The sequence below is a fragment of the Variovorax sp. IB41 genome, from assembly GCF_016405905.1.
Classification (GTDB): domain Bacteria; phylum Pseudomonadota; class Gammaproteobacteria; order Burkholderiales; family Burkholderiaceae_C; genus Variovorax.
The window spans coordinates 52,469-78,138 of record NZ_JAEFCB010000025.1 but is presented as its reverse complement, the minus strand read 5'-3'; the positions used below and the strand labels follow the sequence as shown (position 1 = coordinate 78,138).

Below are 25,670 nucleotides of genomic sequence, written 5' to 3'. Positions count from 1 at the left end.
CTGCCGTTGGCCAGCACCACGCGGTCCTGCCGCACGAGCACGGCCTTGCCGCCGGTGCTCTGGTGCGCGGTGAGCGCGGCGGCCTGCGGGTCGGCCGAATAGAGGATGACGGCGCCGTCGCACAGCGGCGCGAGGCCTGCCACGCGCGCATCGGCCGCGTTCAGCACGGCAGTGCCTTCGCCCAGCACCACGTCGACCTGCGTGCGCAGCACCTTGACCATCTGGTCGCTCTCGGTGATGTCGTAGTCGGCGAGCGCCTCGGCGCCTTCCAGGTCGGTCACGATGCCCACTTCGCAGCGGTCGTAGGCCAGGCCGTCGCGCAAGATGGTCTCGGCGCCGTTCTCGATCACCACGGCCTGCACGGCGCGGTTCACGAGCAGGCGGTGGCCGGCTTCCCAGTTGGCGCTGTTGCGCGCATCGACGCGGCGGCGCTCCAGGAACAGGCCGTCGCGGCAGGCCAGGCCGGTGTGGCGCCCGCCCAGGTTGATGAGCCAGGCGATCAGGCGCGCGAGCACCGCGGTGTCCTGCGAGCCGGCCACGCCGACCACGGGAATGCGGCCGGGCGCGTCGTTGGGGAAGAGGTGGTCGCAGATCGCGCGGCCCACCGGGCGCGGCGAGCCGACGGCCGGCTTCAGGTGCATGAGCAGACCCGGGCCGGCGTTGACTTCGACGATCGCGCCGCGCTGCGGGCCCAGCGGCTTGGAGATGTCCTGCGCCACGAGGTCGATGCCCGCGATGTCCAGGCCCACGACGCGCGCGGCCAGCACGGCGGCGTGCGCGACTTCGGGGTGGACCTGGTCGGTGCAGTCGTTGGCCATGTTGCCGTTGCGCTGGATCGTGACCACGCGGCCGGCGGCCGGCACGGCGGCGCCGTCCAGTTCCTGGCGCTTGAGCTCGAGCTGCAGCTTGGCGTCGGTGGCCAGCACGATCAGGTCGAGCGGGTATTCCTCTTCGGCGCCGCGGCGCGGGTCGCTGTTGAGCTGCTTTTCGATGAGCTCGGCCACGCTCGACTTGCCGTCGCCGGTCACGGTGATGATCTCGCCGCGCGCGGCCGCCACCACTTCGCCGCCCACCACCAGGAGGCGGTGTTCGTGGCCGCGGATGAAGCGCTCGACCATCACGTCGCTGCCTTCGGGCTCGGCGACCGCGAAGGCGGCCATGACTTCTTCGCGCGTCGTCAGCTCGAGCGACACGCCGCGGCCGTGGTTGGCGTCCGAGGGTTTCACGACCACCGGCAGGCCGATGTCCTCGGCGGCTTCCCAGGCTTCTTCGGCGCTGGCGACGATCTGGCCTTCGGGCACGGGCACGCCGCAGCTGGCGAGCAGGGACTTGGTCAACTCCTTGTCGCTGGCGATCGATTCGCCGATGGCGCTGGTGTAGTCGGTCTCGGCGGTCCAGATGCGCTGCTGGTTGGCGCCGTAGCCCAGTTGCACGAGGTTGCCGCTATTGAGGCGCATGTGCGGGATGCCGCGGTCGGTGGCCGCGGCCACGATGGCGGCGGTGCTCGGGCCGAGGTAGCAGTCTTCGACCTTGGCCTTGACGGCATCGACGGCCTTTTGCACTTCGGCGGCGGTGAACGGGTCGTTGTTGATCGCGGCCATCAAGAGGCGATGGCCCTCGGCCAGCGCCACCCGGGCGACCTGCTCGTCGCGCGCCCGGAACACCATGCGGTAGACGCCGTGCTCCGAGGTGCTACGGGTTTGCCCGAACCCGGTCGGCATGCCGGCCAGGTTCAAAAGTTCGATGACGACGTGCTCCAGCACGTGGCCCGACCAGGTGCCTTCGGTCAGCCGTTGGATGAAGCCGCCGCGCTCGCCCACGCCGCAGTGGTGCTCGATGAGCGCCGGGAGCAGGGCCGTGAGGCGGTCGGTGAAACCGTCGATCTTGTTGGAGGGGAAGTCTTCCAGCTGACCCAGGTCGAGCCAGACTTCGAGCACCGGACGGTAGGTCCAGAGGTTGGGACCGCGCAAATAGTTGATGCGCAGCAGGCGGATGTCGTCGAAACGGGTCATGAAAACGTTCGATGTGCTTTGGCCGAGCACCACGGCGCCTTCAAGCGCGCCCATGGTGATCAGTCAGAATCGGCGCCCGACAAAGGACGCCATGACGCGGTCCCTGCGGCCCGCGACGGGCAAGAGTCAAAGAAACACAATGCAACATCACGATCCAGTCGGCACCCGGGAGGGCGAAATCGAGGCGGCTTCAGGCGCGCTGAAAAACCGGCTCGCAGTCGCGGAAAACGTTCTGGTAACACTCGCGGTTGACCTTGATTACGAACTTCGTTTCGCTTCCGGCCTAGTTGCCCTGACTGACCAGCGCCTGATTGCGCTGGAGCCAGGCGGCGAATGGCGTGAGTGGCCACTCACCGAACCCGCGCTTCAATTGCTTCTGGCCGACCATTCAGGCGTCGGCACGCTCGACCTGACCGGCCCCGACGGCCGCCTGGCGCGCTGGCGCTACACGCTCGGCAGCCAGGCCAACGCGCTGCGCCTTCTCAAGCTGTTCGGCCAGCGCGCGGCCGGTGTCACGGAAGCGACACCCGAAGCCGCCGACGGCGAGGAGCCGGCCGACACCGAGCTGCAGACCCCGCCCTCGACCTGGGTTCTGCTGCGCCTGGGCCGCTTCGCCAAGCCGTACCGCAAACAGCTCTTTGCAGGGTTTTTCCTGACCCTGCTCTCGACCGCCGCCACGCTGGTGCCGCCCTACCTGACCATCCCGCTGATGGACGACATCCTGATCCCGTTCCAGAACGGCAAGGAGATCGATCCGGGCCGCGTGGGCCTATATCTCGGCGGCCTGCTGGGCGCGGCGCTCCTGGGCTGGGGCCTGGGCTGGGCGCGCACCTACCTTTTGGCGCTGGTGTCCGAGCGCATCGGCGCGGACCTGCGCACCAGCACCTACGAGCACCTCCTGACCCTGCCGCTGGACTATTTCGGCGGCAAGCGCACCGGCGACCTGATGTCGCGCATCGGCTCGGAAACCGACCGCATCAACGTCTTCCTGTCGCTGCACGCGCTCGATTTCGCCAACGACGTGCTGATGATCGTCATGACGGCGGCCATCCTGATCTCCATCAACCCGCTGCTCGCGGTGGTCACGCTGGTGCCGCTTCCCTTCATCGCCTGGATGATCCACGTGGTGCGCGACCGCCTTCGCACCGGCTTCGAGAAGATCGACCGCGTGTGGTCGGAGGTGACCAACGTGCTGGCCGACACCATTCCCGGCATCCGCGTGGTCAAGGCCTTCGCGCAGGAGCGCCGCGAAGCCGATCGCTTTCGCACCGCCAACGCCTACAACCTGCAGGTGAACGACAAGCTCAACCGCACCTGGTCGGTGTTCACGCCGACCGTGTCGCTCTTGACCGAAATCGGCCTGCTCGTGGTGTGGGGCTTCGGCATCTGGCAGGTCTCGCGCGGCAGCATCACGGTGGGTGTGCTCACCGCCTTCATCGCCTACATCGGCCGTTTCTACACGCGCATGGATTCGATGAGCCGCATCGTCTCGGTCACGCAGAAGGCCGCGGCCGGCGCCAAGCGCATCTTCGACATCCTGGACCACGTGAGCAACGTGCCCGAGCCGGCGAACCCGGTGAAGGTGGAGCGCGTGCAGGGGCGCATCGAGATGAGCGGCCTGGGTTTTCGCTACGGCTCGCGCGCGGTGATCCACGACCTCGATCTGGTGATCGAGCCGGGCGAGATGATCGGCCTCGTGGGCCACAGCGGCTCGGGCAAGAGCACGCTGGTGAACCTGATCTGCCGCTTCTACGACGTGACCGACGGCGCCATCAAGGTGGACGGCACCGACATCCGCCGCTTCGCCGTGGCCGACTACCGGCGCCACGTGGGGCTGGTGCTGCAGGAGCCGTTCCTTTTCTTCGGCACCATCGCGCAGAACATTGCCTACGGCAAACCCGACGCCACGCGCGAAGAGGTGGTGGCCGCCGCCCGCGCCGCGCACGCGCACGACTTCATCCTGCGCCTGCCGCACGGCTACGACTCGCTGGTCGGCGAGCGCGGCCAGGGCCTCTCGGGCGGCGAGCGCCAGCGCATCAGCATCGCGCGCGCGTTGCTGATCGATCCGCGCATCCTGATCCTGGACGAGGCCACCTCGGCGGTGGACACCGAGACCGAGAAGGAAATCCAGAAGGCGCTGGACAACCTCGTGCAGGGCCGCACCACCATCGCCATCGCGCACCGCCTCTCGACGCTGCGCAAGGCCGACCGGCTCGTGGTCATGGACCGCGGCGAGGTGGTCGAGGTCGGGCCGCACGACGCGCTCATGGCCAGGCAGGGCGCCTACTGGCGGCTCTACCAGGCGCAGCTGCGCCAGGGCGACGACGACGCGAGCGAAGGCGCGGCCGACGAGCGCGCCGGCGCCCAGTTGCCGCTCGTCAGCCACGCGGCACATCCGGCAGGCGACGCATGACCCCCGACAACACCACCACCATCACCATCGCCTTCGCCCTGGCGCGCGACGCCTTCGGCCGCCTCGTGCTGACCGACACGCAGGGCGAGCACCACGTGGGCATCACGCCCGTGCGCGCCTTTCCGCTCACGGCGCCCGGCGAGGGCATTTCGCTGGTCGGCGGCGACGGCCGCGAGCTGGTCTGGATCGACCGCGTGGAGACGCTGCCTTCGCCGGCACGGGCGCTGCTCGAAGAAGAACTGGCGGTGCGCGACTTCGCGCCCACGCTGCTGAAGCTGCACAAGGTCTCCAGCTTCGGCGTGCCCAGCACCTGGACCGTGAGCACCGACCGCGGCGACACCAGCTTCGTGCTCAAGGCCGAGGAAGACATCCGCCGGCTCGAAGGCGGCGCGCTGCTGATTGCGAGCGCGCACGGCGTGCAGTTCCGCATTCCCGATGCGAAGGCGCTGGACCGGCCTTCGCGCAAGCTGCTCGAGCGCTTTCTCTAGGCCGAAGCCTGGGTCAGAGCGGGCTGCGGCTCCTGGCCGGGTGCAGCGCCGCGGCCGCGTCGCAGCCCGGCAGCGGCGTCTTCGAAAGGGCCGCCTGCTTCACCGCCCGGGCCCAGCGGTGGCCCCAGTCGGTGATCGGCTTTTCGAACCAGCGGTAGAGCTGGTCGGAGAGCACCAGCGCCACGGCGAACGAAAGAAGGAGCAGCGTGCCGCCCACGATGGTGGGGCCCGGCAGCATCGCGATCACCGCGTGCGCGGCGGTGTACTGCACCAGGTACATCGCATAGGAGCGGTGCCCGACGAACGCCAGCGGCTTCGATGCCAGCGCCCGGGCGACCCAGGTGCGCGCGGCGAGCAGGGCCGGGATCAGCATCGCGATCAGCAGGCTGTACACCGCGATGGCCGACGCATCGCCGATGCGCCCGGCGATCACCGGAAAGCGCCGGTGCACCACCAAGAGCGCCAGCACGAGCGCGATGGCCGCGCCATGCGTCATGAGGCAGCGAACCCACCCGAAGGTGCGGCGCGAATTCATCAGGATGGCCAGCCCCGAGCCGAACAGCATGCCCACGTAGTTTTGCGGAAGCAGCAGCCTCCACTGGAAATCGCCGATGGCGACCATGGCCAGCGCCGCGAGGCAGAAGCCGACGGTTGCCAGGCCCGAGCGCAGCGTGGTGCCGAAGACCACGAGCAGCGTGGGCCAGAGGAGGTAGTACTTCCACTCCACGCCCAGCGTCCAGGTCATGTGCAGGGGCGCCATGTCGGCCAGCTCGTTGAGGAGGGTCAGGTAGTACGGCGTGGCCGCCTTCATCTGCTCCCAGGTGCCGTCCTGCGCGAGGCGGCTCATGCCCAGCACGGCCAGGAAGACCAGGAGGTAGAGCGGCAGCAGCCGGGTGGCGCGGCGGATGTAGAAGGCCTTGAGCGAGATGCGGCCGGTGCTGTCGCGCTCGCGCAGCAGCAGCGTGGTGATCAGGAAGCCGGAGAGGACGAAGAAGGCGTGGACGCCGAGCCAGCCCGAGAAGCGCGTCCAGCCGATGCCGCCGAAATGGTCACTGAAGACGAGGAAGACGGAGACGGCCCGCAGGCCATCGAGTGCGGCGAAATTGCGTGTGCCCTGAAAGTCTTCGAAGCTGATCGCGGTACCGCGCTCGCCCATCTTGTTGTCCCCTGCATCGTTGGTGCAGGATTTTGCCCTGACAAGGCGTTACAACCACCATGACTAAAGTCATAGTGTGGGACGAAATCAACGCCCGGCGTACCAGCGCAACGCCAGGGCGCCCGCCGCGGCCGCGACGCCGCTCACCAGCGTTCCCCAGGCAATATCGATGAACGACAGCCCAAGCGGCCAGTTGCGGATGACCGCCAGGTTGGTCAGGTCGTAGGTGCTGTAGCAGAAGAGCCCGAAGAGCCCGCCCAGCACCGCCGCCCGCGTGACGCTCTGCGCGTCGATGCCCGGCAGGATCGCAAAGACCAGGAGGCCGATGGGGTACAGCAGGTAGAACACCGCCGCGAAGGCGAGCCGTGGCTCGGGCGACATCAGGTCCCCCATCGCCTGCTGGTACATGTTCTTGGCGACGACGCCGAGCCAGAGCATGTCGATCACCAACAGCACGATGAAGGTGGCGGCCCATGCGACGAGGTGTTTGGTGCTCATCCGCGGGATCGTATCCGCGCCCCCGGCAGTGCCTGCGAAAATCGCGCCTTTGGACTACAGCGCCTTTCGCTGACGCACATGCCCCTGCACACCACCGCCCTCGTCCTGTTCTCCGGCGGCCAGGACTCGACCACCTGCCTGGCGGACGCGCTCTCCAGGTACCAGCGCGTGGAGACGCTGGGCTTCGACTACGGGCAGCGCCACCGCGTCGAGCTGGACGTGCGCGGCACCATCCTCGCGCAGATGCGCGAGCGCTTTCCCGATTGGGCGCCGCGCCTGGGCGAAGACCACGTGCTCACGCTCGCGGCGCTGGCCCAGCTGGGCGGCTCCTCGCTCACCGAAGAGGTCGCCTTCGCCATGCAGGCAGACGGCCTGCCCAACACCTTCGTGCCCGGGCGCAACCTGCTGTTCCTCACGCTGGCCGGCGCGCTGGCGTACCGGCGCGGGCTGCAGGTGATCGTCACCGGCGTCTGCGAGACCGATTTCTCGGGCTACCCCGACTGCCGCGACGACACCATGAAGGCGATGCAGCTCGCGCTCTCGCTCGGGCTGGAGCGCCGCTTGGTCATCGAGACGCCGCTCATGTGGATCGACAAGGCCGAGACCTGGCAGATGGCGCAGCGCCTGGGCGGCGAGCCGCTGGTCGAGCTGATCGTGGAAGAGACCCACACCTGCTACCTCGGCGACCGCGTGCACCGCCAGGCCTGGGGTTATGGCTGCGGCGAATGCCCCGCCTGCGATTTGCGCAAGAAGGGCTGGGAGCGTTACGCCAGCGACGCGGGTCAGGCCGCGGCGGGCTGAACCGCCGAGGCGTCCAGCCGGTAGCGCGCGCCGCCCGCTGTTCCTTCTTCCTGCGGCACCAGCGTCCAGCGCTGGTTGTGGAAATCGCCGACCGCCGCGCGGTGCGCGATCGACACCATCGCGCCGCCCGCCGCATGCACCGTGTCCGAGAGCCGCTTGTAGAGCTCGCCTTCGGCCTTGGCATCGAGCGCGCTGGTGATCTCGTCGGCGAAGAGCCATGCCGGTTTCTTCAGCAGCACGCGTGCGATGGCCAGGCGCTGCTGCTCGCCGCCGGAGAGCTTCTGGCTCCATGAGTCGCTGTCGTCCAGGCGGCCGGCCAGGTCGGGCAGCAGGGCGTCGGCCAGGGCCTGGCGCAGCTGGTCGTCGCTGAAGTTCGCGGCCGGGTTCGGATAGGTCAGCGCGTCGCGCAGCTTGCCGTCGGGCACGTAGGGGCGCTGGGGCATGAAGACCGCGTCGTCCGGCACCTGCACATGACCGCGCGAGAAGGGCCAGATGCCCGCGAAGGCGCGGAACAGCGTCGACTTGCCGCTGCCCGACGGGCCCTGCAGCAGCACGCTGTCGCCTGGCCGCACCGAAAACGCGGCGCCCGAAAGCAGCGGCGTTCCATTGGGCAGGGAGACCGCCAGGTCGCCGGTCTGCAGCACGGCCGCCGGGTCGCGTTGCAGCGCGTTCTCACGCGTCGCGTGGGCGCGCATGGCATCGTCGAAAGTGGTGAGACGGTCGGTGGTGGCACGCCACACCGCCACGCTGTCGTAGTTGTCGACGAACCAGCTGAGGGACTCCTGCACCTTGCCGAAGGCCGAGCCGATCTGCATCAGGTGGCCCAGCTGGAACGCCCCGCCGAAGTACTGCTGCCCCGCCACGAGGAACGGAAAGATCACCGCCGCCTGCCCGAAGAACGAGGTGAAGGTCACCAGGTTCTTCTGCTGCTTGATCAGCTGCAGGTAGTTGCGCAGCACGTCGCCAAAGCGCAGGTCGAGTTGCTCGCGCTCGACCTTTTCACCGCGGTCCAGCGCGATGGCTTCGCTGTACTCGCGCACGCGCACCAGGTGGTGCCGGAAGTCGGCCTCGTAGCGCTGCTGCCTGAAATTGAGCCCGATCAGCGGGCGGCCGATGAAATGGGTGACGACCGTGCCGGCAATCGAATACCCCAGCGCCACCCAGACCATCGCGCCGACGACCTGGTAGGTGGTGCCGCTGAACGTGAAGGAGAAATTGCCCGACAGCCCCCACAGCAGGCCGATGAAGCTCAGGAGCGTGACCACGGCATTGAGCAGGCCCATCGACAGCGACATCGTGGCGCTGGTGAACATCTGCATGTCTTCCTGGATGCGCTGGTCGGGGTTGTCCGGCGTCTGGCCGTTGTTGCCCGCATAGCGCGCGAGTTCCAGGTGATAGAAGGTGCGGTCGGCGGTCCAGCGCGCAAGGTAGCTGCGCGTCATCCAGGCGCGCCAGCGCAGCTGCAGCAGCTGGGTCACGTAGAACTTGAGCACCTGGACCGCGATGTTGGCGAACGCGATCCAGCCGAACACGCCGACCTCGCGCCAGAAGGTTACAGAGTCCTTGTTCTGCAGCGCGTCGTAGAAGCGCCCGTACCACTGGTTGCCCAGCACCGCCACGTACACATAGAAGAGATTGAGCGCCACGATGGCCAAGAGCATCGTGCGGGCGCGCCATTTCTCTTCCGACCGGAAATAGGGCGCCGCCAGTGTGAAGACGCGGCGCAGGACCTGGATGAACGAGCTCGCGCGCGCCGTGACGAATGAAGACATGCAGATTTCCTCGCAGGCGCAGGTGCGCCGGACATCATGAGGAAACCATAGTAGACAAATGTTTCTTAAACGGACCTGAAACCCGACCGCCGGGCAAAAAAAGCCTGGTCAGCGCAACAGCACCCGCGCAGCCGTCGCAAGAAAGTGCGCGAGCGGCGGCGTCTTCAGCCCCTGGGCCTTCGCCTCTTCATCCCACAGCCGCAGCCGCACCGCGTCGGCGGCCCAGCGGTGCTCGGCGAAACGCGCCGCCGTTGCCGCATCCATCACCCCGCCCTGCAGCGCGAGGCTGCGCACCGAATCGGGCGAGAGCTTCGAGAAATAGTCCGGCCGCGTCGCGCACAGGTAGCGCTTGGCATCCACATGCAGCCGGATCGGCTCGCGCACTTCGACGTCGAAGGCGCCGCGCAGCAAAGGCAATGCGATGTATTGATGACGGTCGCCGATGCCCAGCTCGGTGGGCGATTGCGCGAGCGTCTGGTGCTCGGCGATCAAGAGGTGCCCGAGGTCGTGCAGCAGCGCGGCCGTGACGAGCGCATCGCCCGCGCCCGCCTGCTCGGCGAGCCACGCGCATTGCAGCGCGTGCTCCAGCTGCGACACCGGCTCGCCCGCGTAGGCGACCCCGCCGCGTTCGGCGAACAGGCGGGCGATCTCTGCGAGGTCGAGTGTCATGGAAGTGAAACGGAAGCGCGTGCGACAGCCTGCGAAGCGTCGTCGCGCGCCATGACATCCGTGTGACGCATCTGACAAACCCCTGTCACACGGCGCTGCGAGCATCGCCGCGTTCACGGTCACGCCGTGCGTACTTTCGTCCGCGTACTTTCATACCTTCCCGAGGGATCTCCCATCATGTCGTTCCGCTTCATCCGCCGCGTTGCCGTGCCCGCCGCGTTGTTCTCGCTGGCTGTCGCCGCCTCCGCGCAGGGCCGCACCGAACTGCTGGTCTACACCGCGCTCGAAGCCGACCAGGTGCAGGCCTACAAGGCCGCGTTCGAAAAGGAAAACCCCACCATCGAACTGAAGTTCGTGCGGGATTCCACCGGCATCGTCACCGCCAAGCTGCTGGCCGAAAAGGCCAACCCGCAGGCCGACGTGGTGTGGGGCCTGGCCGCCACGTCGCTCATGCTGCTGGACAAGGAAGGCATGCTCCAGCCCTACGCGCCCAAGGGCCTGGAGGCCATCAAGGCCACCATGCGCGATCCGGCGAATCCGCCCAAGTGGGTCGGCATGGACGTGTGGTCGTCGGCCATCTGCTTCAACACCGCCGAAGCCACGAAGAAGAACCTGCCCAAGCCCACCAGCTGGGCGGACCTCGCGAACCCGGTCTACAAGGGCCAGATCACCATGCCCAACCCCGCGGCATCGGGCACCGGCTACCTGATGGTGTCGGGCTGGATCCAGATGATGGGCGAAGAAAAGGCGTGGAAGTACATGGACGCGCTGCACCAGAACATCGGCATCTACAGCCAGTCGGGCAGCAAGCCCTGCCGCCAGGCCGGCGCTGGCGAGTTCGCGCTCGGCATGTCGTTCGAATACCGCGCCAACAAGACCAAGCGCGACGGCGCGCCGATCGACATCGTGCTGCCCAAGGAAGGTCTGGGCTGGGACATGGAAGCCACCGGCATCATCAAGACCAGCAAGAAGCAGGACGCCGCCAAGGCACTGGCCGACTGGGCCGTCACCAAGCAGGCCAACGAGCTCTACGCGAAGAACTTCGCCGTGCTCGCGCTGCCGGGCATCCAGGAGAAGCTCGAGTTCGTGCCGGGCGACGTCGAGAAGCTGCTCGCCAAGAACGACTTCACCTGGGCTGCCGCGAACCGCGACCGCATCCTGACGGAATGGTCCAAGCGCTACGAATCCAAATCGGAAAAGAAGGCGCCGCTCTGATGCAACTCCGACGGTTCGGGCTGAGCTTGTCGAAGCCTTGCGCGTGCGAGGCAGCCCTTCGACAGGCTCAGGGCGAACGGTGATGGATTCAGTCCTAACGGCAAAAAGCACATGACGAGCTTTCTCTCCCTCCGCGGCATCGGCAAATCCTTTGGCGCCACCCGCGTGCTCGACGGCATCGACCTGGACATCGAGCCGGGCGAATTCGTGTGCCTGCTCGGTCCCTCGGGTTGCGGCAAGACCACGCTGCTGCGCATCGTGTGCGGCATCGAGCGCGCCGACAGCGGGCAGATCCTGCTCGGCGGCCAGGACATCGCGGGCCTGCCGCCCGCGGCGCGCGGCTTCGGCGTGGTGTTCCAGTCGTATGCGCTGTTTCCCAACCTCACGGCGGCGCAGAACATCGCCTACGGCCTGCATCCGACGGGCGCCCTCGCGCGCGAGATGGCCAAGCGCTCGCGCGAGATGCTCGACCTCGTGGGCCTCACGGCGCATGCCGACAAATACCCGGTGCAGCTCTCGGGCGGCCAGCAGCAGCGCATCGCGCTGGCGCGCGCGCTCGCGCCCAATCCGCGCCTGCTGCTGCTCGACGAGCCGCTCTCCGCGCTCGACGCGCAGGTGCGCGCGAGCCTGCGCAGCGAAATCCGTTCGCTGCAAAAGCGCCTGGGCATCGTCACCATCATGGTCACGCATGACCAGGAAGAAGCGCTCTCGATGGCCGACCGCGTGGTGCTCATGCACAACGGCCGCATCGAGCAGGCCGGCACGCCCGACGAGCTGTACCGCCAGCCGCGCACCCGCTTCGTGGCCGGCTTCGTCGGCCGCATGAACATGCTGCCCGCGACCGTATTGGCCGATGGCAAGGTGCGCGTGCGCGACAGCGAACTGTTCTGCGCGCCCGGCAACCTCAGCGTGGGTTCGCAGGCCACCGTGGGCATCCGTCCCGAGCACGTGGTGGTCAAGCGCTTCGGCACCGAGCTGGGCGCCAACAGTTTTGCGGCGCGTTTGCTCGACACGGAATTCTTCGGCAACCGCACCTCGGCGCGGCTGGCCTGCGAGCCGCTGGGCATCGAGATCGAGGCCGAGCTGCCGGCCGATGCGCGCTATGGCGGCGAAGAGCCGCTGGTGCCCAGCAGCATGGTGCACATCCAACTGCCCTTGAATGCGCTCTCGGTCCTCGCGCACTGAGAAGGTGTGAACGAATCCGCCATGCCCGCTCATCCCGCCCAGACACACCCGCTCGGCGTTGCAAATGCTCGCCATAGCCCGAGCTATGGCTGCGCTTTGCGCCTTGATCGGATGCGCCTGGGCGGGCTGCTCGGGCACGCCGAATCCATTCACACCTTCTGAGCCATGAGCAGTTCTCCCGACGCCATCGCCGTCGTACCGATGGCGATGCCGCGCAGCAGCGCGTTCGACCGCGAGCGCTGGCTGACGGGCGCGGCCGTCGCGTTGATGGTGCTGCTGCTGGTGGTCATCGTCGCGCTGCCCGTCGGCGCGCTGGTGGGCCAGAGCTTCTTCGACCGCGCGGGCGCGTTCGTGGGCCTGGCGAATTTCGCGCGCTATCTCGACAGCCCGGCGCTCGTGCAGTCGGCCTTCAACAGCCTGTGGATCGCCGCGGTCAGCGCGGTGATCTGCACGGCCATCGCCTACGTGTTCGCCTACGGGCTCACGCTCTCGTGCATGCCGGCCAAGGGCCTGCTGCGCGCGGTGGCGCTCATTCCGCTGCTGGCGCCTTCGCTGCTGCCGGCCATCAGCCTGGTCTACCTCTTCGGCAACCAGGGGCTCTTCAAGGGGCTGATGGGCGATGCCTCGATCTACGGGCCGCTGGGCATCGTGCTCGGCTCGGTGTTCTGGACGCTGCCGCATGCGCTGCTGATCCTCACGACCGCCATGGCCACATCGGACGGTCGTCTTTATGAAGCGGCGCAGACGCTGGGCGCTTCCCGCTGGCGCATCTTCCGCACCGTGACGCTGCCGTCCTCGCGCTACGGCCTCATCGTGGCCGCGATGGTGGTGTTCGTGCTCGTCATCACCGACTTCGGCGTGCCCAAGGTGGTGGGCGGGCAGACCGGCGTGCTCGCGACCGACATCTACAAGCAGGTGGTCGGCCAGCAGAACTTCCAGATGGGCGCGGTGGTCGGCCTCGTGCTGCTGATTCCGGCGGTGCTCTCCTTTCTCGTCGAGCGCTACGTTCGCAGCAAGCAGGCCGCGGCGCTCTCGGCGCGTGCCACGCCCTATCAACCGGAGCCCGTGGCAACGCGCGACCGCGCACTGCTCGCGTTCTGCGCGCTCACGGCCTGCGCCATCCTCGTGATGATCGGCATGGCGGTGTTCGCATCGCTCGCGACCTACTGGCCCTACCAACTCGCACCGTCGCTGAAGAACTACGACTTCAGCAACATGGACGGCGGCGGCTGGGGCAGCTATTTCAACTCGCTGCGTCTCGCGCTCTGCGCGGCGGTGGCGGGCGCGCTCGTCACCTTCGTCTCGGCCTACCTGGTGGAGAAGCCGCGCCACTTCGGCCTGTTGCGCGAGCTGCTCAACCTGCTGGCGAACCTGCCGCTCGCGGTGCCGGGACTGGTGCTGGGCGTGGGCTACATCTTCTTTTTCATCTCGCCATCGAATCCGCTGAACGGCCTGTACGGCGGCATGACGATCCTCGTGATCTGCACCGTGGCGCACTTCTTCTCGGTGGCGCATCTCACCTCGCTCACCGCGCTGCGCCAGCTCGACCGCGAGTACGAGCTGGTGTCCGAGTCGATGGGCGTGCCGTTCTGGCGCACGCTCTGGCGCGTGCACCTGCCGGTGACATTGCCGACCGTGCTCAACGTGGGCGGCTATTTCTTCGTCAACGCGATGACCACCGTGTCGGCCGTCGTGTTCCTCTACTCGCCGCAGACCACGCTGGCGGCCATCGCCGTGCTCAACATGGACGATGCCGGCGACGTGGCGCCCGCCGCCGCCATGGCCTCGCTGATCATGCTCACGGCCGCCATCGGCCGCGGCGTGTTCGCACTGGCCGGGCACTGGGCGCTCCAGCGCACCCAAGCCTGGAGAAACCGGTGATGCCCGGTACCCCCGAGAGCAAAGACAGTTTCGACCTCATCGTCGTCGGCGCCGGCATCGTCGGCCTGGCCCATGCCTACACCGCGGCGCAGCGGGGCCTGAAGGTCTGCGTGGTCGAGCGCGACGCGGCCGCCATCGGCGCGTCGATCCGCAACTTCGGCTTCATCACCATCACCGGCCAGGCGCCGGGCGACACCTGGCGCCGCGCGATGCAGGCGCGCGAGGTGTGGCAAAGCGTTGCGCCGCAGGCGGGCATCGACATCGTGCACCGCAACCTCTGGCTCGCGGCTTACCGGCCCGAGGCGCACGACGTGCTCGAAGCTTTCATGCGCACGCCGATGGGCGAGGCCTGCGAGCTGCTCGATGCCGCCGATGCACAAGCCAAGGCCCCGGCGCTGAGCCTGGCCGACGCGCGCTCGGTGCTCTTCAGCCCGCACGAGTTGCGCGTCGAATCGCGCACCGCCATCGGCCTCTTCGCGAAGTGGCTGGCCGAGGTGCACGGCGTGGTGTTCCGCTTCGGCGAAACCGTGCACGAAGTCGAGACGCCGCGCGTGCGCACCTCACGCGGCACGCTGCGCGGCGAGCGCGTGGTGGTCTGCACCAACACCGACCTGCACGGTCTCTTCGCCGACCGCATCGCCGCCCACGATCTCACGCTGTGCCGCCTGCAGATGCTGCGCGTGAAGCCCGAGGCGGGCTTTCATTTGCCGGGCTCGGTGATGATGGACCTGAGCCTCGTGCGCTACGAGGGCTACAGCACGCTGCCCGAGGCCGCCGCATTGCGCGCGCGGTTGCAGCAGGAGGAGGCCGCGTCGCTCGCGCACGGCATCCACCTCATCGTGGTGCAGAGCGCCGACGGCTCGCTCGTGGTCGGCGATTCGCACCACTACGGCGATGCGCCCGAGCCCTTCGCGATGGAAGAGGTCGACCAGCTCATCCTGCGCCACCTGCGCAGCACGCTCAACCTCGAGACCGCGCAGATCACCGAGCGCTGGACCGGCGTCTACCCTTCATCCCAGACCACGCCCTGCGTGATCGACGCGCCCGACGACGCCACGCGCGTGGTGCTGGTCACCAGCGGCAGCGGCGCGAGCACCGGCTTCGGCATCGCGCACGACGTTTTCGACGCATGGTGAGGCGCACCAGATGATTCATACCCGATCGCGTTCGGAAGATCCAACCGTTCGGGCTGAGCTTGTCGAAGCGCCGCGCGAGGCTTCGACAGGCTCAGCCCGAACGGGGTCTATCGATTGACCGATCGAAAATTCGTCCACTCCCCTCCATTTGTTGCCATGAACGCCCACAACCACTCCAAGCTCCAGGCCGTCGTCTTCGACTGGGCCGGCACCATCCTCGACTTCGGTTCCTGCGCGCCCATGGGCGCCTTCGTGAAGCTGTTCGAACAGTTCGGCGTGGACATCACCATCGCCGAAGCGCGCGGCCCGATGGGCATGGCCAAGTGGGACCACATCAAGGCGCTCGGCACACTGCCGCGCATCGGCTCGCAATGGGAAGCGAAGCACGGCCACGCCTTCAACGATGCGGATGTGGACCGCCTCTACGAAGTGTTCACGCCGATGAATGCCGCGAGCGCGCGCGACCATGCCGACTTCATTCCCGGCGCGATCGACGCGGTCAACACCGCGCGCGAGCGGGGCCTGAAGATCGGCTCGACCACCGGCTACAACCGCCCGATCATGGAAGTGGTCGTGCCCATCGCGGCGGCCGGCGGCTACGCGCCCGACAATCTCGTGTGCGGTGGCGACCTCGCCGAAGGCCGCCCGTCGCCGCTCATGATGTACCGCTGCTTCGCCGACCTGGGCGTCTGGCCGCCGCACACCGTGGTGAAGGTCGACGACACCGGCGTGGGCCTGCAGGAAGGCCTCAATGCCGGCAGCTGGGCCGTGGGCCTTGCCATCAGCGGCAACTCGGTAGGGCTCACGCTGGCCGAGTGGACGGCGCTCGACGAGGTGCAGCAGCAGGCCCTGCGCGAGATCGCGACCACGCAGCTCAAGGCGGCCGGTGCGCACTACGTGATCGACAGCGTGGCGGACCTCCCGAACGTGCTCGAGGATATCGAGCGCCGGCTGCAATCCGGCGAGCGCCCGGTACCTGCCTGATACCGCCGATAACGGCGCGGCATCGCGTCCGACTTGACGCGCAAGGCGGCGGGCATAGCATCCGCCGCATGAGAAGCACAGCACTCGCTCTTCTGTTCTGCATCGGCCTCGTTGCGGCCGGTTGCGACGACAAGCCAAAGCCGGGTGGGCCGATGCCCAAGGCTGCGGCGAACGTCACGCTGCCGGTCGTGTCGGTGAGCTGATCCGCTGATCCGCATCTGCGGCCCCGCGCCGCCGGACCGTGCTCGCTCGCATCTTCGCGCCGGAGGGTATCCTCGGCGAGGAGAAAAACAATGAAGACATCCGAGACATCCGAGACAACCGTCCACGCGGCGGATTCGCGCTACGCCATGCTGCGCCTGGCCCTCACGCTCCTGATCATGACGGTCGGCAGCAGCGGCATGTACGTGGTCTCGGTGATGCTGCCGGCGGTGCAGGCCGAGTTCGGCATCGACCGCGCCGCCGCCTCGCTGCCCTACACCTGGCTGATGCTCGGCTTCGGTTTCGGCGGCGTGCTCATGGGCAGGCTGGCCGACCGCTTCGGCGTGATGTGGCCGCTCCTCGGGGGCTCGGTCTTTCTCGCCGCGGGCTACATCGCCACGGGGCTGTCGGGCGGCATCGTCTCGTTCACCGTCGCGCAGGCCCTGCTGGTGGGCCTGCTCGGCAGTTCGGCGGCCTTCGCGCCGCTGGTGGCCGACACGTCGCTCTGGTTCGTCAAGCGGCGCGGCATTGCGGTGGCGGTCTGCGCGAGCGGCAACTATGTCGCCGGCGCCATCTGGCCGCCCATCGCGCAGCACTTCATCGAGACGGTCGGCTGGCGCCAGACCTACATCGGCATGGGCATCTTCTGCGGCATCGCGATGGCGCTGCTCGCGCTTTTCTTCCGCGCACGGCCGCCGGCGGTGGCGGCCGCACCGGTCAGCCATGCGTCGCATGCAGCGGCGCCGCGCGACATGACGCGGCCCTTCGGCCTGAGCATGGGCTCGGCCCAGGCCCTGCTGTGCGTTGCGGCGGTGGCCTGCTGCGTGGCGATGGCGATGCCGCAGGTGCACATCGTGGCCTACTGCGGCGACCTGGGCTACGGCCCCGCGCGGGGCGCGCAGATGCTGTCGCTGATGCTGGGCTTCGGCGTGGTGAGCCGGCTGGTGTCGGGCGCGATCTGCGATCGCATCGGGGGCCTGCGCACGCTGCTGCTGGGCGGCGTGCTGCAGTGCATCGCGCTGCTCCTGTTCCTGCCGTTCGACGGGCTCGCGTCGCTCTATGTGATCTCGGCGCTGTTCGGGCTTTTCCAGGGCGGCCTCGTGCCGGCCTACGCGATCATCGTGCGCGAGCACTTTCCGCCGAAGGAAGCCGGGGCGCGCGTGGGCACGGTGCTGATGTTCTCGCTGTTCGGCATGGCGCTGGGCGGGTGGATGTCGGGCAAGGTGTTCGACCTGACCGGCAGCTACCACGCAGCGTTCGTCAACGGCATCGGCTGGAACCTGCTGAACCTCTGCATCGCATCGTTCCTGCTCTTCAGGCTGTACCGCCTGCGGCTTCGGCCACCAGCCGGCCCAGTGTCCGCATAGCCTTCTCGCTCTGCGCGTTCCACGCGTGGCCGTAGTTCAGGCGCAGGCAATGGGTGAACGCGCGCGTCGCTGAAAAGATCGGCCCCGGCGCGACGCTGATGCCCAGTGCCAGCGCCTGGCGATGGATGTCCAGCGCGTTCACCTGCGGCGGCAGCTCGACCCACAGGAAGTAGCCGCCCAGCGGCCGCGTGGCGCGCGTGCCCTCGGGAAAGTAATGCCCCACCGCCTGCGCGAAGGTCGCCTGCTGCATCGCGAGCGTCTGGCGCAGCTTGCGCAGGTGCTTGTCGAGGCCGCCTTTCTCCAGGTACGCCGCGAGCGCCAGCTGCGCCGGCGCCGAGGTGCTGAGCGTGGACGTGAGCTTCTGCCGCGCCACCTTGCGCGCGAACCGCCCGGCCGAGGTCCAGCCGATGCGGTAGCCCGGCGCGAGGCACTTGGAGAACGACGAGCAATGCAGCACCAGCCCCTGCGTATCGAAGGCCTTGGCCGGCGCGGGACGCCGGTCGCCGAAGTAGAGCTCGGCGTACACGTCGTCCTCGATCAGCGGCAGTTCATGGCGTGCGAGCAGCGCGACCAGCGCCTTCTTCTTCGCATCGGGCATCAGGCTGCCGAGCGGGTTCTGGAAGGTGGTCATGAGCCAGCAGGCCTTGGGCTTGTGGGCCGCGATGGCCTGTTCGAGCGCGCCCAGGTCGATGCCTTCGCCCGGGTGCGTGGGTACCTCGATGGCTTTGAGGCCCATGCGCTCCAGCGCCTGCAGCGCGGCGTAGAAGGTGGGCGATTCGACGATCACCGCATCGCCCGGCCGCGTGACAGCCGCGAGACACAGGTTGAGCGCCTCGAGCGCGCCGTTGGTGACGACGATCTCCTCGGCCGGCACCTGCATGCCATCGGCGAGATACCGCAGCGCGATCTGCCGGCGCAGCGCCGCACTGCCGGGTGTGAGGTCGTCCACCGTGCTCCACGGGTCGAGCGACTTGGCGCTCGCGGCCATGAACTGGCCCAGGCGCGCGAGCGGGAACAGCAGCGGGCTCGGAAACGCCGAGCCGAAGGGCACGACCTTGCGCGACATGCTGGCCTCGAGGATGTCGAACACCTGGTCGCTCACGTCGAGGGACATGGGGCCCTCCGCCGGGCGCGAGGTGAGGGTGGATTCGGGCGGCGCGTCGCGCAGGCCCCCGCCGGTGACGTAGTAACCCGAGCGGTCGCGCGCCCGCACGAGGCCGCGCGCTTCCAGCAGGTAGTACGCCTGGAACACCGTCGAGGCGCTGACCCCGCGGCTCTGCCCGGTGTGGCGCACCGAGGGCAGGCGGTCGCCGGTCTTCAGCGTGCCGTTGCGGATCGAGGCCTCGATGTCGGCGGCCAGGGCTTCATAGCGCTTCATAAAGCTCCATCGCAGTCATTCGCCCGGACTTTATCTGCACCGGTGAATCGGGCGGGATCTGCATCTGTTTTTTTGGGGCTTTCTGGGGCACAGTCGGTGCATGTCCAATCTCATGCGCGCGGTGCGCGCCGTTCTCTGGAGCTTCATCGGGCTGGGCGGCCGCCGCGCCGACGCCGACAAGCGGACCGCGCAGGTCGGCATCCTGCCGCTGATCGGCGTGGCGCTGTTCGTGGTGCTGTTGCTGGTCGCGGGCCTGATCACATTGGCGCGCTTCGTGGCCGGCACATGATGGCCGGCCTTCGCTCCTTGGCGCTCGCGCTGCTGTTCCTCGTGCAAGGCGTGGCGAGCGCCGCGCCGCCGGCCACCGTGCCCGACACCATCGAGCAGCGCGTGGCCGCCTGCATCGCCTGCCACGGCCGCGAGGGCGCGACCACCAACGCGGGCTTCTTTCCGCGCCTGGCCGGCAAGCCCGCGGGTTATCTCTTCAACCAGCTCGTGAGCTTTCGCGACGGCCGCCGCTTCAACGCCGACATGGCGTACATGGTGCAGCACCTGTCGGACGCGTACCTGCGCGAGATGGCCGAGTACTTCGCGGGGCTCGACCTGCCTTACCCGCCGATCTCTTCCATCAGCGACGCCACGCCCGACCAGCTGCAGCGCGGCCGCAAGCTCGCGCTCGAAGGCGATGCGGCGCGCGGCATCCCGGCCTGCGTGCAATGCCATGGTGCGGCGCTCACCGGCGTGCAGCCGGCCATCCCGGGGCTGCTCGGGCTGCCGCGGCTCTATGTGTCGTCGCAGCTCGGTGCGTGGCTCACGAGCGAGCGGCATGCGATGGCGCCCGACTGCATGGCCGAGGTCGGCCGCCACATGACCACGGCCGACATCAACGCCGTCGCTGGCTGGCTGGCGGTGCAGCCGATGCCGGCCAACACCAGGCCCGCGGCTTCATTGCCCGCACCGCTGCCTGGATCGCAGCGTGTGGCCTGCGGCGGCATGCCGAAGTGAGCCCGCGATGAAACTGCGCCACCTCGGCTGGACCCTCCTGACGCTGATCGTGCTGGCCGCCGTGTGCGCCGGCGTGCTCGTGGCGATGAACCTGCGCGGCGAAGCCCCGCTGCCCGAACAAGCCCAGGCCTTCGACGCCACGCCCCAGCAGGTCGAGCGCGGCCGCTACCTCGCGCTGGCCGGCAACTGCGCGGGCTGCCACACCACGCGCGGCGGGCAGCCCTACGCGGGAGGCCTTCCGATCGAGACGCCGTTCGGCACCATCTATTCGAGCAACCTCACCGCCGACGCCAAGGCCGGCATCGGCGGCTGGAGCAGCGCGCATTTCTGGCGCGCGATGCACAACGGCCGCAGCAAGGACGGGCGCCTGCTCTATCCGGCATTCCCGTACCCGAACTTCACCAAGGTGACGCGCGAGGACTCGGACGCGGTCTACGCGTACCTGCGCACCGTGGCGCCCGCACCCGCGCCGAACCTCGCGCACCGGCTGCGCTTTCCCTACGACACGCAGGCCGCGCTGGCCGTGTGGCGCGCGCTCTCGTTCAAGCCCGAGCCTTTCGTGGCCAATGCGGGCAAGCCGGCCGAGTGGAACCGCGGCGCGTACCTGGTCGACGGGCTCGGCCATTGCATCGCCTGCCACGGCGCGCGCAATTCGCTGGGTGCGACGGAGACCAAGCTCGGTCTTTCGGGCGGGCTCATTGCGGTAGAGAACTGGTATGCGCCATCGCTCACCGACAAGCACCAGGCCGGCGTGGCCGGATGGCCCACGGCCGATGTGGTGGCGCTGCTCAAGACCGGCACCGCACCGGGCGGCTCGGTGATGGGACCGATGGCCGACGTGGTGTTCCGCAGCACCCAGCACCTGAGCGAGGCCGACCTCACGGCGATGGCGGGCTACCTGAAAGACCTGCCCGACGTTGCGAAGCCCGAAGAGCCAACACGCTCTGCGGCCCCCATCCGCCGCGATGCCGGCACGATGGCGCGCGGCGGCAAGATCTACGACCAGCGCTGCGCCTACTGCCATGGCGACCAGGGCCAGGGCGCGACCGGCGCCTACCCGCCGCTGGCAGGCAATCGCGCGGTGAACATGTCGCCGCCGACGAACCTCATCCAGGTGGTCTCGCACGGCGGCTTCCTGCCTTCGACGGCGGGCAATCCGCGCCCCTACGGCATGCCGCCGTTCGGACAGGTGCTCGATGCCGCGGAGGTGGCGGCGGTGCTCACCTACATCCGCGGTTCGTGGGGCAACGACAGCGCCCCCGTTACGTCACTGGACACCATGCGGCGCTGAGCGCCGTCAGATGTTCCCGAGGCTTGGCAATCGGGGTTCACGCGCAATGCAAAGGTGCGCACTCGGCATCGATCACTAGGCCGTGTGCGGATGCCGCGCGCCGTCGTACAGCGTGCGCGCCAGCGCGCGGTGCCTCGCCAGCAGGGGCGGCAATTCGAGCGCCGTGAAGCGTCCGTCCCGGATGCGGACTTCGCCATTGATCACGCTCAACGAGACTTCCCCCGGCGTGCAGAACACCAGCGCAGCCACCGGGTCATGCCACGCGCCCGCGTGCGCCACGCCGCGCATGTCGAAGGCCACGATGTCCGCCGACATGCCCGGCGCGAGCGCGCCGATGTCGTCGCGGCCGAGCACGCGCGCACCGCCGAGCGTCGCGATCTCCAGCGCCTCGCGCGCCGTCATCGCCGCCGGGCCGTAGCCCACGCGCTGCAGCAGCAGGGCCTGCCGCGCTTCGCCCAGCATGTGCGCGCCGTCGTTCGATGCGCTGCCATCCACGCCCAGGCCGACGGGCACACCCGCGCGGCGCATCGCTCCGATGGGCGCGATGCCCGAGGCCAGGCGCATGTTCGAGCACGGGCAGTGCGCCACGCCCGTGCCGGTGCGCGCGAAGAGCGCGATGCCGGCTTCGTCCAGCTTCACGCAGTGCGCGTGCCACACGTCGCGGCCGACCCAACCCAGGTCTTGCGCGTACTCGGCCGGCGTCATGCCGAACTTCTCGCGCGAATAGGCGACGTCGTTGTCGTTCTCGGCCAGGTGCGTGTGCAGCGACACGCCGCGCTCGCGCGCGAGTTCGGCCGACAGCCGCATCAGATCGCGCGAGACCGAGAACGGCGAGCAGGGCGCGAGCACGATGCGGCGCATCGAATGACGCGAGGCGTCGTGCCAGCGGCCGATGAGGCGCTCGCTGTCGCGCAATATCGCCTCCTCGGTTTCCACCACCTCGTCGGGCGGCAGGCCGCCGGCGCTGCGGCCCACGCTCATGCTGCCGCGCGCCGCATGAAAGCGCATGCCCATGGCATCGGCCGCCTCGATCGAATCGTCGAGCTTCGCGCCGTTCGGAAAAAGATAGAGATGGTCGCTGGTGGTGGTGCAGCCCGAGCGCATCAGCTCGGCCATCGCGGTCTGCGTCGAGACGCGGGTCATCTCGGGCGTGAGGCGCGCCCACAGCAGGTACAGGCTCGTGAGCCAGCCGAAGAGCTCCGCGTCCTGCGCCTCGGGCACGGCACGCGTGAGGCTCTGGTACATGTGGTGGTGCGTGTTGACCAGCCCGGGCATCACGACATGGCCGTGCATGTCGATGGCTTCGGCCTGTCCGTTGCGCAGCGCATCAAGGTACGCGGTGGGCAGTTCCGCGGTGGGTCCGGCCCAGGCCACCGCGGGCCCGTCGGTCACCACGGCGCCGTCGGCGATCTCGCGCCGCGCGGCGTCCATGGTGACGAGGATGTCGGCATGTCGAAGGATCAGCATGCCGGCATTCTGCGCGCGAGGTTGCGCGAGATCGCGCAAAGTCGCGCGGCCGCTCAGAGGTCGGGCATGCCCATCGCGGGGTCGCTCACCGTGTGCTTGCCGGTTTCCACGCGGCCGGCGAAGCGGCGGTAGTAGGCCGGGTCTGCATCGCAGGTGACCGCGAAGTCGTACCACTGCCCGCTTGCCTCGAGCTCCCAGTGCTGGTCGGTCGTCGCACCGCCGTTGACGGTCGCGGTCCACGGGCCGTCGCCGCGGTAGGCCTTGGCGCGAATGGTGAACTTGCAGGCCGCCTTGCCGTCGTTGCGCATGCTCAGGTAGACGTTGCCGTTGGCGATGTCGTAGCACACGCGCACCTCGGGCACCGCCGCATCGCCCGCGCGCACGGCATTGAGGTCGCCCTGGAAGTGGCGATGGAATCCGTTCGGCCCGAGCACCCACAGGTCGTACTTGCCCGCGTTGTCGGCGGCCGCAGCCCAGGTGTCGTCGAGCGACTTGCCCGCTTCCACCATGTAGCGGCGCGGCAGGCGATCGAGGTTGAGCTTGTCGTAGACGTGGAACACGGCGGCAGCCTTGCCGGTGTTCGCGAACAGCAGTTGCACCTTGCCGCCGGTCGTGTCGACCTTGGCGCTCGCATGCAGTTCGTAAGGCAGCGCGCGCGAAGGCCGCGTGCCCGTCACCTGCACGGGCAGCTTGCCGTCGCCCGGCGGCATGACTTGCGGCAGCGCGTCCTGCGCGGCGCGCACCTGGTCGGCCTCGGCCTTGCTGCGGCGGCCCGCGAGCGTGGGCAGCGCCTCTTCATTCGGCGTCGCGAAATTGAAGGCGCTCGTGAGGTCGCCGTTCACCGCGCGGCGGAACGGGCTGATGTTGGTTTCCTTCACGCCGAAACGCGCCTCCAGGAAACGCAGCACCGAGGTGTGGTCGAAGGTCTGCGAGTTGACCCAGCCGCCGCGGCTCCACGGCGAGAGCACGTACATCGGCACGCGCATGCCCGGCCCGTAGACGTTGCCGTCGGGCGTGGGCTGCGAGGCGGTCATGCCCGGCGGCTTGGGGTGGTTGAAATACTCGTAGCTCAGGTCCGCGTCCGACAGCGTGGTCTTGCCGGCGAAGATTTTCACGCCCGGGTCGGCCGACGGAATCGGCGAAGGCGCGGAGGCCGAGGGCACGTGGTCGAAGTAGCCGTCGTTCTCGTCGAAGTTGACGATGAACACCGTCTTGCTCCACACCTCGGGCACCGCGGTGAGCGCGTCCAGCACCTCCTGGATGTACCAGGCGCCCTGCACGGGGCTCGACGGACCGGGGTGCTCGGAGTACACGTCCGGTGGAATGACCCACGAGACCTGCGGCAGGCGCCCGGCCTTCACGTCGGCGCGGAACGCATCGAAGATCGCGCCCGCATCGAAGGCCGCCTGGTTCGCCACCGGCAGCGTGTTGGCCGTGCCCTTGTAGAGCGGGTTGCCGGCATCGTCGCCGGGCGCATAGGCAGGCGATGCGCCTTGCGGCAGCGAGGTGCTCACCGGCTTGGCCGAGGCCTCGTTCGCCTTGCGGTACGGCTTGAAGCCCAGGAGCGGATTGCAGCCGTAGTTGTTCGGAATGTTCTGGTAGACGATCCAGCTGACGTTGGCTTCCTGCAGGCGCTCCGCATAGGTCTTCCACTCGTAGCCCTCGGTCGAGGGACCGGTGGAGCTCCACGGGTTGACGTTGTTCACATAGGCCTGGTTGCCGCCAGCCGAACTGTTCGGGCCGTTGGTGCCGGTCCAATGGAACGAGCGGTTGGCGTGCGTGCCGGTGTGCATCGCGCAGTGATAGTCGTCGCAGATCGTGAAGGCGTTGGCCAGCGCGAACTGGAACGGCAGCTCGGCCTCCGCGAGATAGCCCATCGACTGCGTGAAGGGCGCCTTGTTGCTCACCTTCTTGTACCGCGGCCATTGGTAGAGGCGGCCACCGTCCCATGCGTTGTGCGAGTCGACCCAGGTGTGCGGCGTGCTGCTCACGCGTTGCGCGTTGCCCTTGCTCGCATCGAGGTGGTAGGGCACCACCTGCTTGCCGGCGTCGTCGAGCTGCTGCCACACCGCAAGGCCATTGGGCAGCGGAATGGTCATGCGGTCGCCGAAGCCGCGCACGCCCTTGAGCGTGCCGAAGTAGTGGTCGAACGAACGGTTCTCCTGCATCAGGATCACGACGTGCTCGACGTCCATGATCGTGCCGGTCTTGTTGTTGGCAGGGATCGCGAGGGCGCGGCGGATGCTCGGCGGAAAGGCCGAGAGCGCGAGCGCGGCGGCACCGGTGGTGGCGGTGCCCGTGAGGAATTTGCGGCGTGAGGTCATGGTGTTGTTCTGGGTGTTTCTCGTCGTGCGATCAGGGCGCGCAGCGCATCTCGGGCTTCACGCCCGTGTCGGGCGGCGTCGTGACGGGCGGGGTCGTCGTGGGCGGCGTGCCGGCGCCGGGCAGACCGCCGAAGAAGCCGCCGCCATCGCTGCCGCCACCGCAGGCGGAGAGCACGCAGGCCACGATCAACGCGGGTGCGAGCCGCATGGGATAAGAAAGAAGTTGCATCGGGAGAGATCCTCTTGGTGTTGTTGTGCGGGCACTTCACGCAGGTCGCGAAGGCCGCTGGACTCGAGGCTAAAAAATGCGCGTGACATCGCCATGAACGGGACGGGGGCGAGGTGTAAGCGTGCGAAACGCGCGGGGCGCTTTGCGACGTATTCGTGTGCGCGTCATGCGCTTGTTCAGGGCGGCACTCGCGCCGAC

General features: G+C 68.4%; 22 protein-coding genes. 13 read left to right on the top strand and 9 right to left on the bottom strand.

What is annotated here, in order from left to right:
- Positions 1-2,012 (bottom strand): cyanophycin synthetase (locus JC881_RS29065; protein ID WP_443083379.1); only part of this gene is annotated, 2,012 nt, incomplete at its 3' end.
- A 139-nt stretch (positions 2,013-2,151) separates the two neighbouring features.
- On the opposite strand from JC881_RS29065, the gene JC881_RS29060 reads away from it, so the two are divergent.
- A complete protein-coding gene (locus JC881_RS29060) occupies positions 2,152-4,425 on the top strand; it encodes a cyanophycin metabolism-associated ABC transporter (RefSeq protein ID WP_198789256.1) in 2,274 nt (757 codons plus the stop codon).
- Positions 4,422-4,913, top strand: coding sequence for a cyanophycin metabolism-associated DUF1854 family protein (locus JC881_RS29055; protein ID WP_198789255.1), 492 nt, complete (start codon positions 4,422-4,424; stop codon positions 4,911-4,913). The genes JC881_RS29060 and JC881_RS29055 overlap by 4 nt, the downstream gene beginning before the upstream one ends.
- 13 nt (positions 4,914-4,926) lie before the next feature.
- On the opposite strand, the gene JC881_RS29050 is transcribed toward JC881_RS29055, so the two are convergent.
- A complete protein-coding gene (locus JC881_RS29050) occupies positions 4,927-6,069 on the bottom strand; it encodes an acyltransferase family protein (RefSeq protein WP_198789254.1) in 1,143 nt (380 codons plus the stop codon).
- An 87-nt stretch (positions 6,070-6,156) separates the two neighbouring features.
- Positions 6,157-6,567: a DUF2177 family protein gene (locus JC881_RS29045; RefSeq protein WP_198789253.1), complete on the bottom strand. Its 411-nt coding sequence runs from the start codon at positions 6,565-6,567 to the stop codon at positions 6,157-6,159.
- 78 nt (positions 6,568-6,645) lie between these two features.
- On the opposite strand from JC881_RS29045, the gene queC reads away from it, so the two are divergent.
- A complete protein-coding gene (gene queC, locus JC881_RS29040) occupies positions 6,646-7,368 on the top strand; it encodes a 7-cyano-7-deazaguanine synthase QueC (RefSeq protein WP_198789252.1) in 723 nt (240 codons plus the stop codon).
- Here the strand turns inward: queC and JC881_RS29035 are convergent.
- Positions 7,350-9,140 (bottom strand): ABC transporter ATP-binding protein/permease, encoded by a 1,791-nt coding sequence (locus JC881_RS29035; protein ID WP_198789251.1) that lies wholly within the window; start codon positions 9,138-9,140, stop codon positions 7,350-7,352. The two genes, queC and JC881_RS29035, sit on opposite strands and share 19 nt — an antisense overlap.
- Before the next feature lie 108 nt (positions 9,141-9,248).
- The gene (locus JC881_RS29030) at positions 9,249-9,809 is read right to left on the bottom strand and encodes a phosphonate degradation HD-domain oxygenase (protein WP_198789250.1); all 561 of its coding nucleotides are present in this window, start codon (positions 9,807-9,809) and stop codon (positions 9,249-9,251) included.
- Positions 9,810-9,986: 177 nt separating this feature from the next.
- Between JC881_RS29030 and JC881_RS29025 the strand changes: the two genes are divergently transcribed.
- From JC881_RS29025 to JC881_RS29000, 7 genes are all read left to right on the top strand, one after another.
- Positions 9,987-11,024: a putative 2-aminoethylphosphonate ABC transporter substrate-binding protein gene (locus JC881_RS29025; protein ID WP_198789249.1), complete on the top strand. Its 1,038-nt coding sequence runs from the start codon at positions 9,987-9,989 to the stop codon at positions 11,022-11,024.
- A gap of 111 nt (positions 11,025-11,135) precedes the next feature.
- Positions 11,136-12,209 carry an ABC transporter ATP-binding protein gene (locus tag JC881_RS29020; RefSeq protein WP_198789248.1) on the top strand — a complete coding sequence of 358 codons (1,074 nt, stop codon included), beginning with the start codon at positions 11,136-11,138 and terminating at the stop codon, positions 12,207-12,209.
- 165 nt (positions 12,210-12,374) lie between these two features.
- The gene (locus tag JC881_RS29015; RefSeq protein WP_198789247.1) at positions 12,375-14,090 is read left to right on the top strand and encodes a putative 2-aminoethylphosphonate ABC transporter permease subunit; all 1,716 of its coding nucleotides are present in this window, start codon (positions 12,375-12,377) and stop codon (positions 14,088-14,090) included.
- Positions 14,090-15,226 (top strand): TIGR03364 family FAD-dependent oxidoreductase, encoded by a 1,137-nt coding sequence (locus tag JC881_RS29010; RefSeq protein ID WP_198789246.1) that lies wholly within the window; start codon positions 14,090-14,092, stop codon positions 15,224-15,226. The genes JC881_RS29015 and JC881_RS29010 overlap by 1 nt, the downstream gene beginning before the upstream one ends.
- A 156-nt stretch (positions 15,227-15,382) precedes the next feature.
- Entirely contained in the window at positions 15,383-16,210 is an 828-nt protein-coding gene (gene phnX / locus JC881_RS29005) for a phosphonoacetaldehyde hydrolase (protein ID WP_198789245.1), read from the top strand.
- A 68-nt stretch (positions 16,211-16,278) separates the two neighbouring features.
- Complete coding sequence (locus JC881_RS32640) at positions 16,279-16,413, top strand: hypothetical protein (RefSeq protein WP_269823220.1); 135 nt, start codon at positions 16,279-16,281, stop codon at positions 16,411-16,413.
- 90 nt (positions 16,414-16,503) lie between these two features.
- On the top strand, positions 16,504-17,778 hold the full coding sequence (locus JC881_RS29000) for an MFS transporter (RefSeq protein WP_198789244.1): 1,275 nt from the start codon (positions 16,504-16,506) through the stop codon (positions 17,776-17,778).
- Here JC881_RS29000 and JC881_RS28995 read toward each other — a convergent pair.
- Entirely contained in the window at positions 17,726-19,156 is a 1,431-nt protein-coding gene (locus tag JC881_RS28995) for an aminotransferase-like domain-containing protein (protein WP_198789243.1), read from the bottom strand. The two genes, JC881_RS29000 and JC881_RS28995, sit on opposite strands and share 53 nt — an antisense overlap.
- 100 nt (positions 19,157-19,256) lie before the next feature.
- Between JC881_RS28995 and JC881_RS28990 the strand changes: the two genes are divergently transcribed.
- Genes JC881_RS28990 through JC881_RS28980 form a run of 3 tightly spaced genes read left to right on the top strand, consistent with a single transcriptional unit; the run spans position 19,257 to position 21,452 of the window.
- Positions 19,257-19,445 (top strand): DUF2970 domain-containing protein, encoded by a 189-nt coding sequence (locus JC881_RS28990; RefSeq protein ID WP_198789242.1) that lies wholly within the window; start codon positions 19,257-19,259, stop codon positions 19,443-19,445.
- A complete protein-coding gene (locus JC881_RS28985) occupies positions 19,442-20,161 on the top strand; it encodes a c-type cytochrome (protein WP_198789241.1) in 720 nt (239 codons plus the stop codon). The genes JC881_RS28990 and JC881_RS28985 overlap by 4 nt, the downstream gene beginning before the upstream one ends.
- A 7-nt stretch (positions 20,162-20,168) precedes the next feature.
- Complete coding sequence (locus JC881_RS28980) at positions 20,169-21,452, top strand: c-type cytochrome (protein WP_198789240.1); 1,284 nt, start codon at positions 20,169-20,171, stop codon at positions 21,450-21,452.
- Positions 21,453-21,527: 75 nt separating this feature from the next.
- On the opposite strand, the gene JC881_RS28975 is transcribed toward JC881_RS28980, so the two are convergent.
- The 3 genes from JC881_RS28975 to JC881_RS28965 are packed head-to-tail and all read right to left on the bottom strand — an operon-like array spanning position 21,528 to position 25,472.
- Positions 21,528-22,919: an 8-oxoguanine deaminase gene (locus JC881_RS28975; RefSeq protein WP_198789239.1), complete on the bottom strand. Its 1,392-nt coding sequence runs from the start codon at positions 22,917-22,919 to the stop codon at positions 21,528-21,530.
- 53 nt (positions 22,920-22,972) lie between these two features.
- Complete coding sequence (locus JC881_RS28970; protein ID WP_198789238.1) at positions 22,973-25,243, bottom strand: phosphocholine-specific phospholipase C; 2,271 nt, start codon at positions 25,241-25,243, stop codon at positions 22,973-22,975.
- A 31-nt stretch (positions 25,244-25,274) separates the two neighbouring features.
- Entirely contained in the window at positions 25,275-25,472 is a 198-nt protein-coding gene (locus tag JC881_RS28965; RefSeq protein ID WP_198789237.1) for a hypothetical protein, read from the bottom strand.
- Between the last annotated feature and the right edge of the window lie 198 nt (positions 25,473-25,670).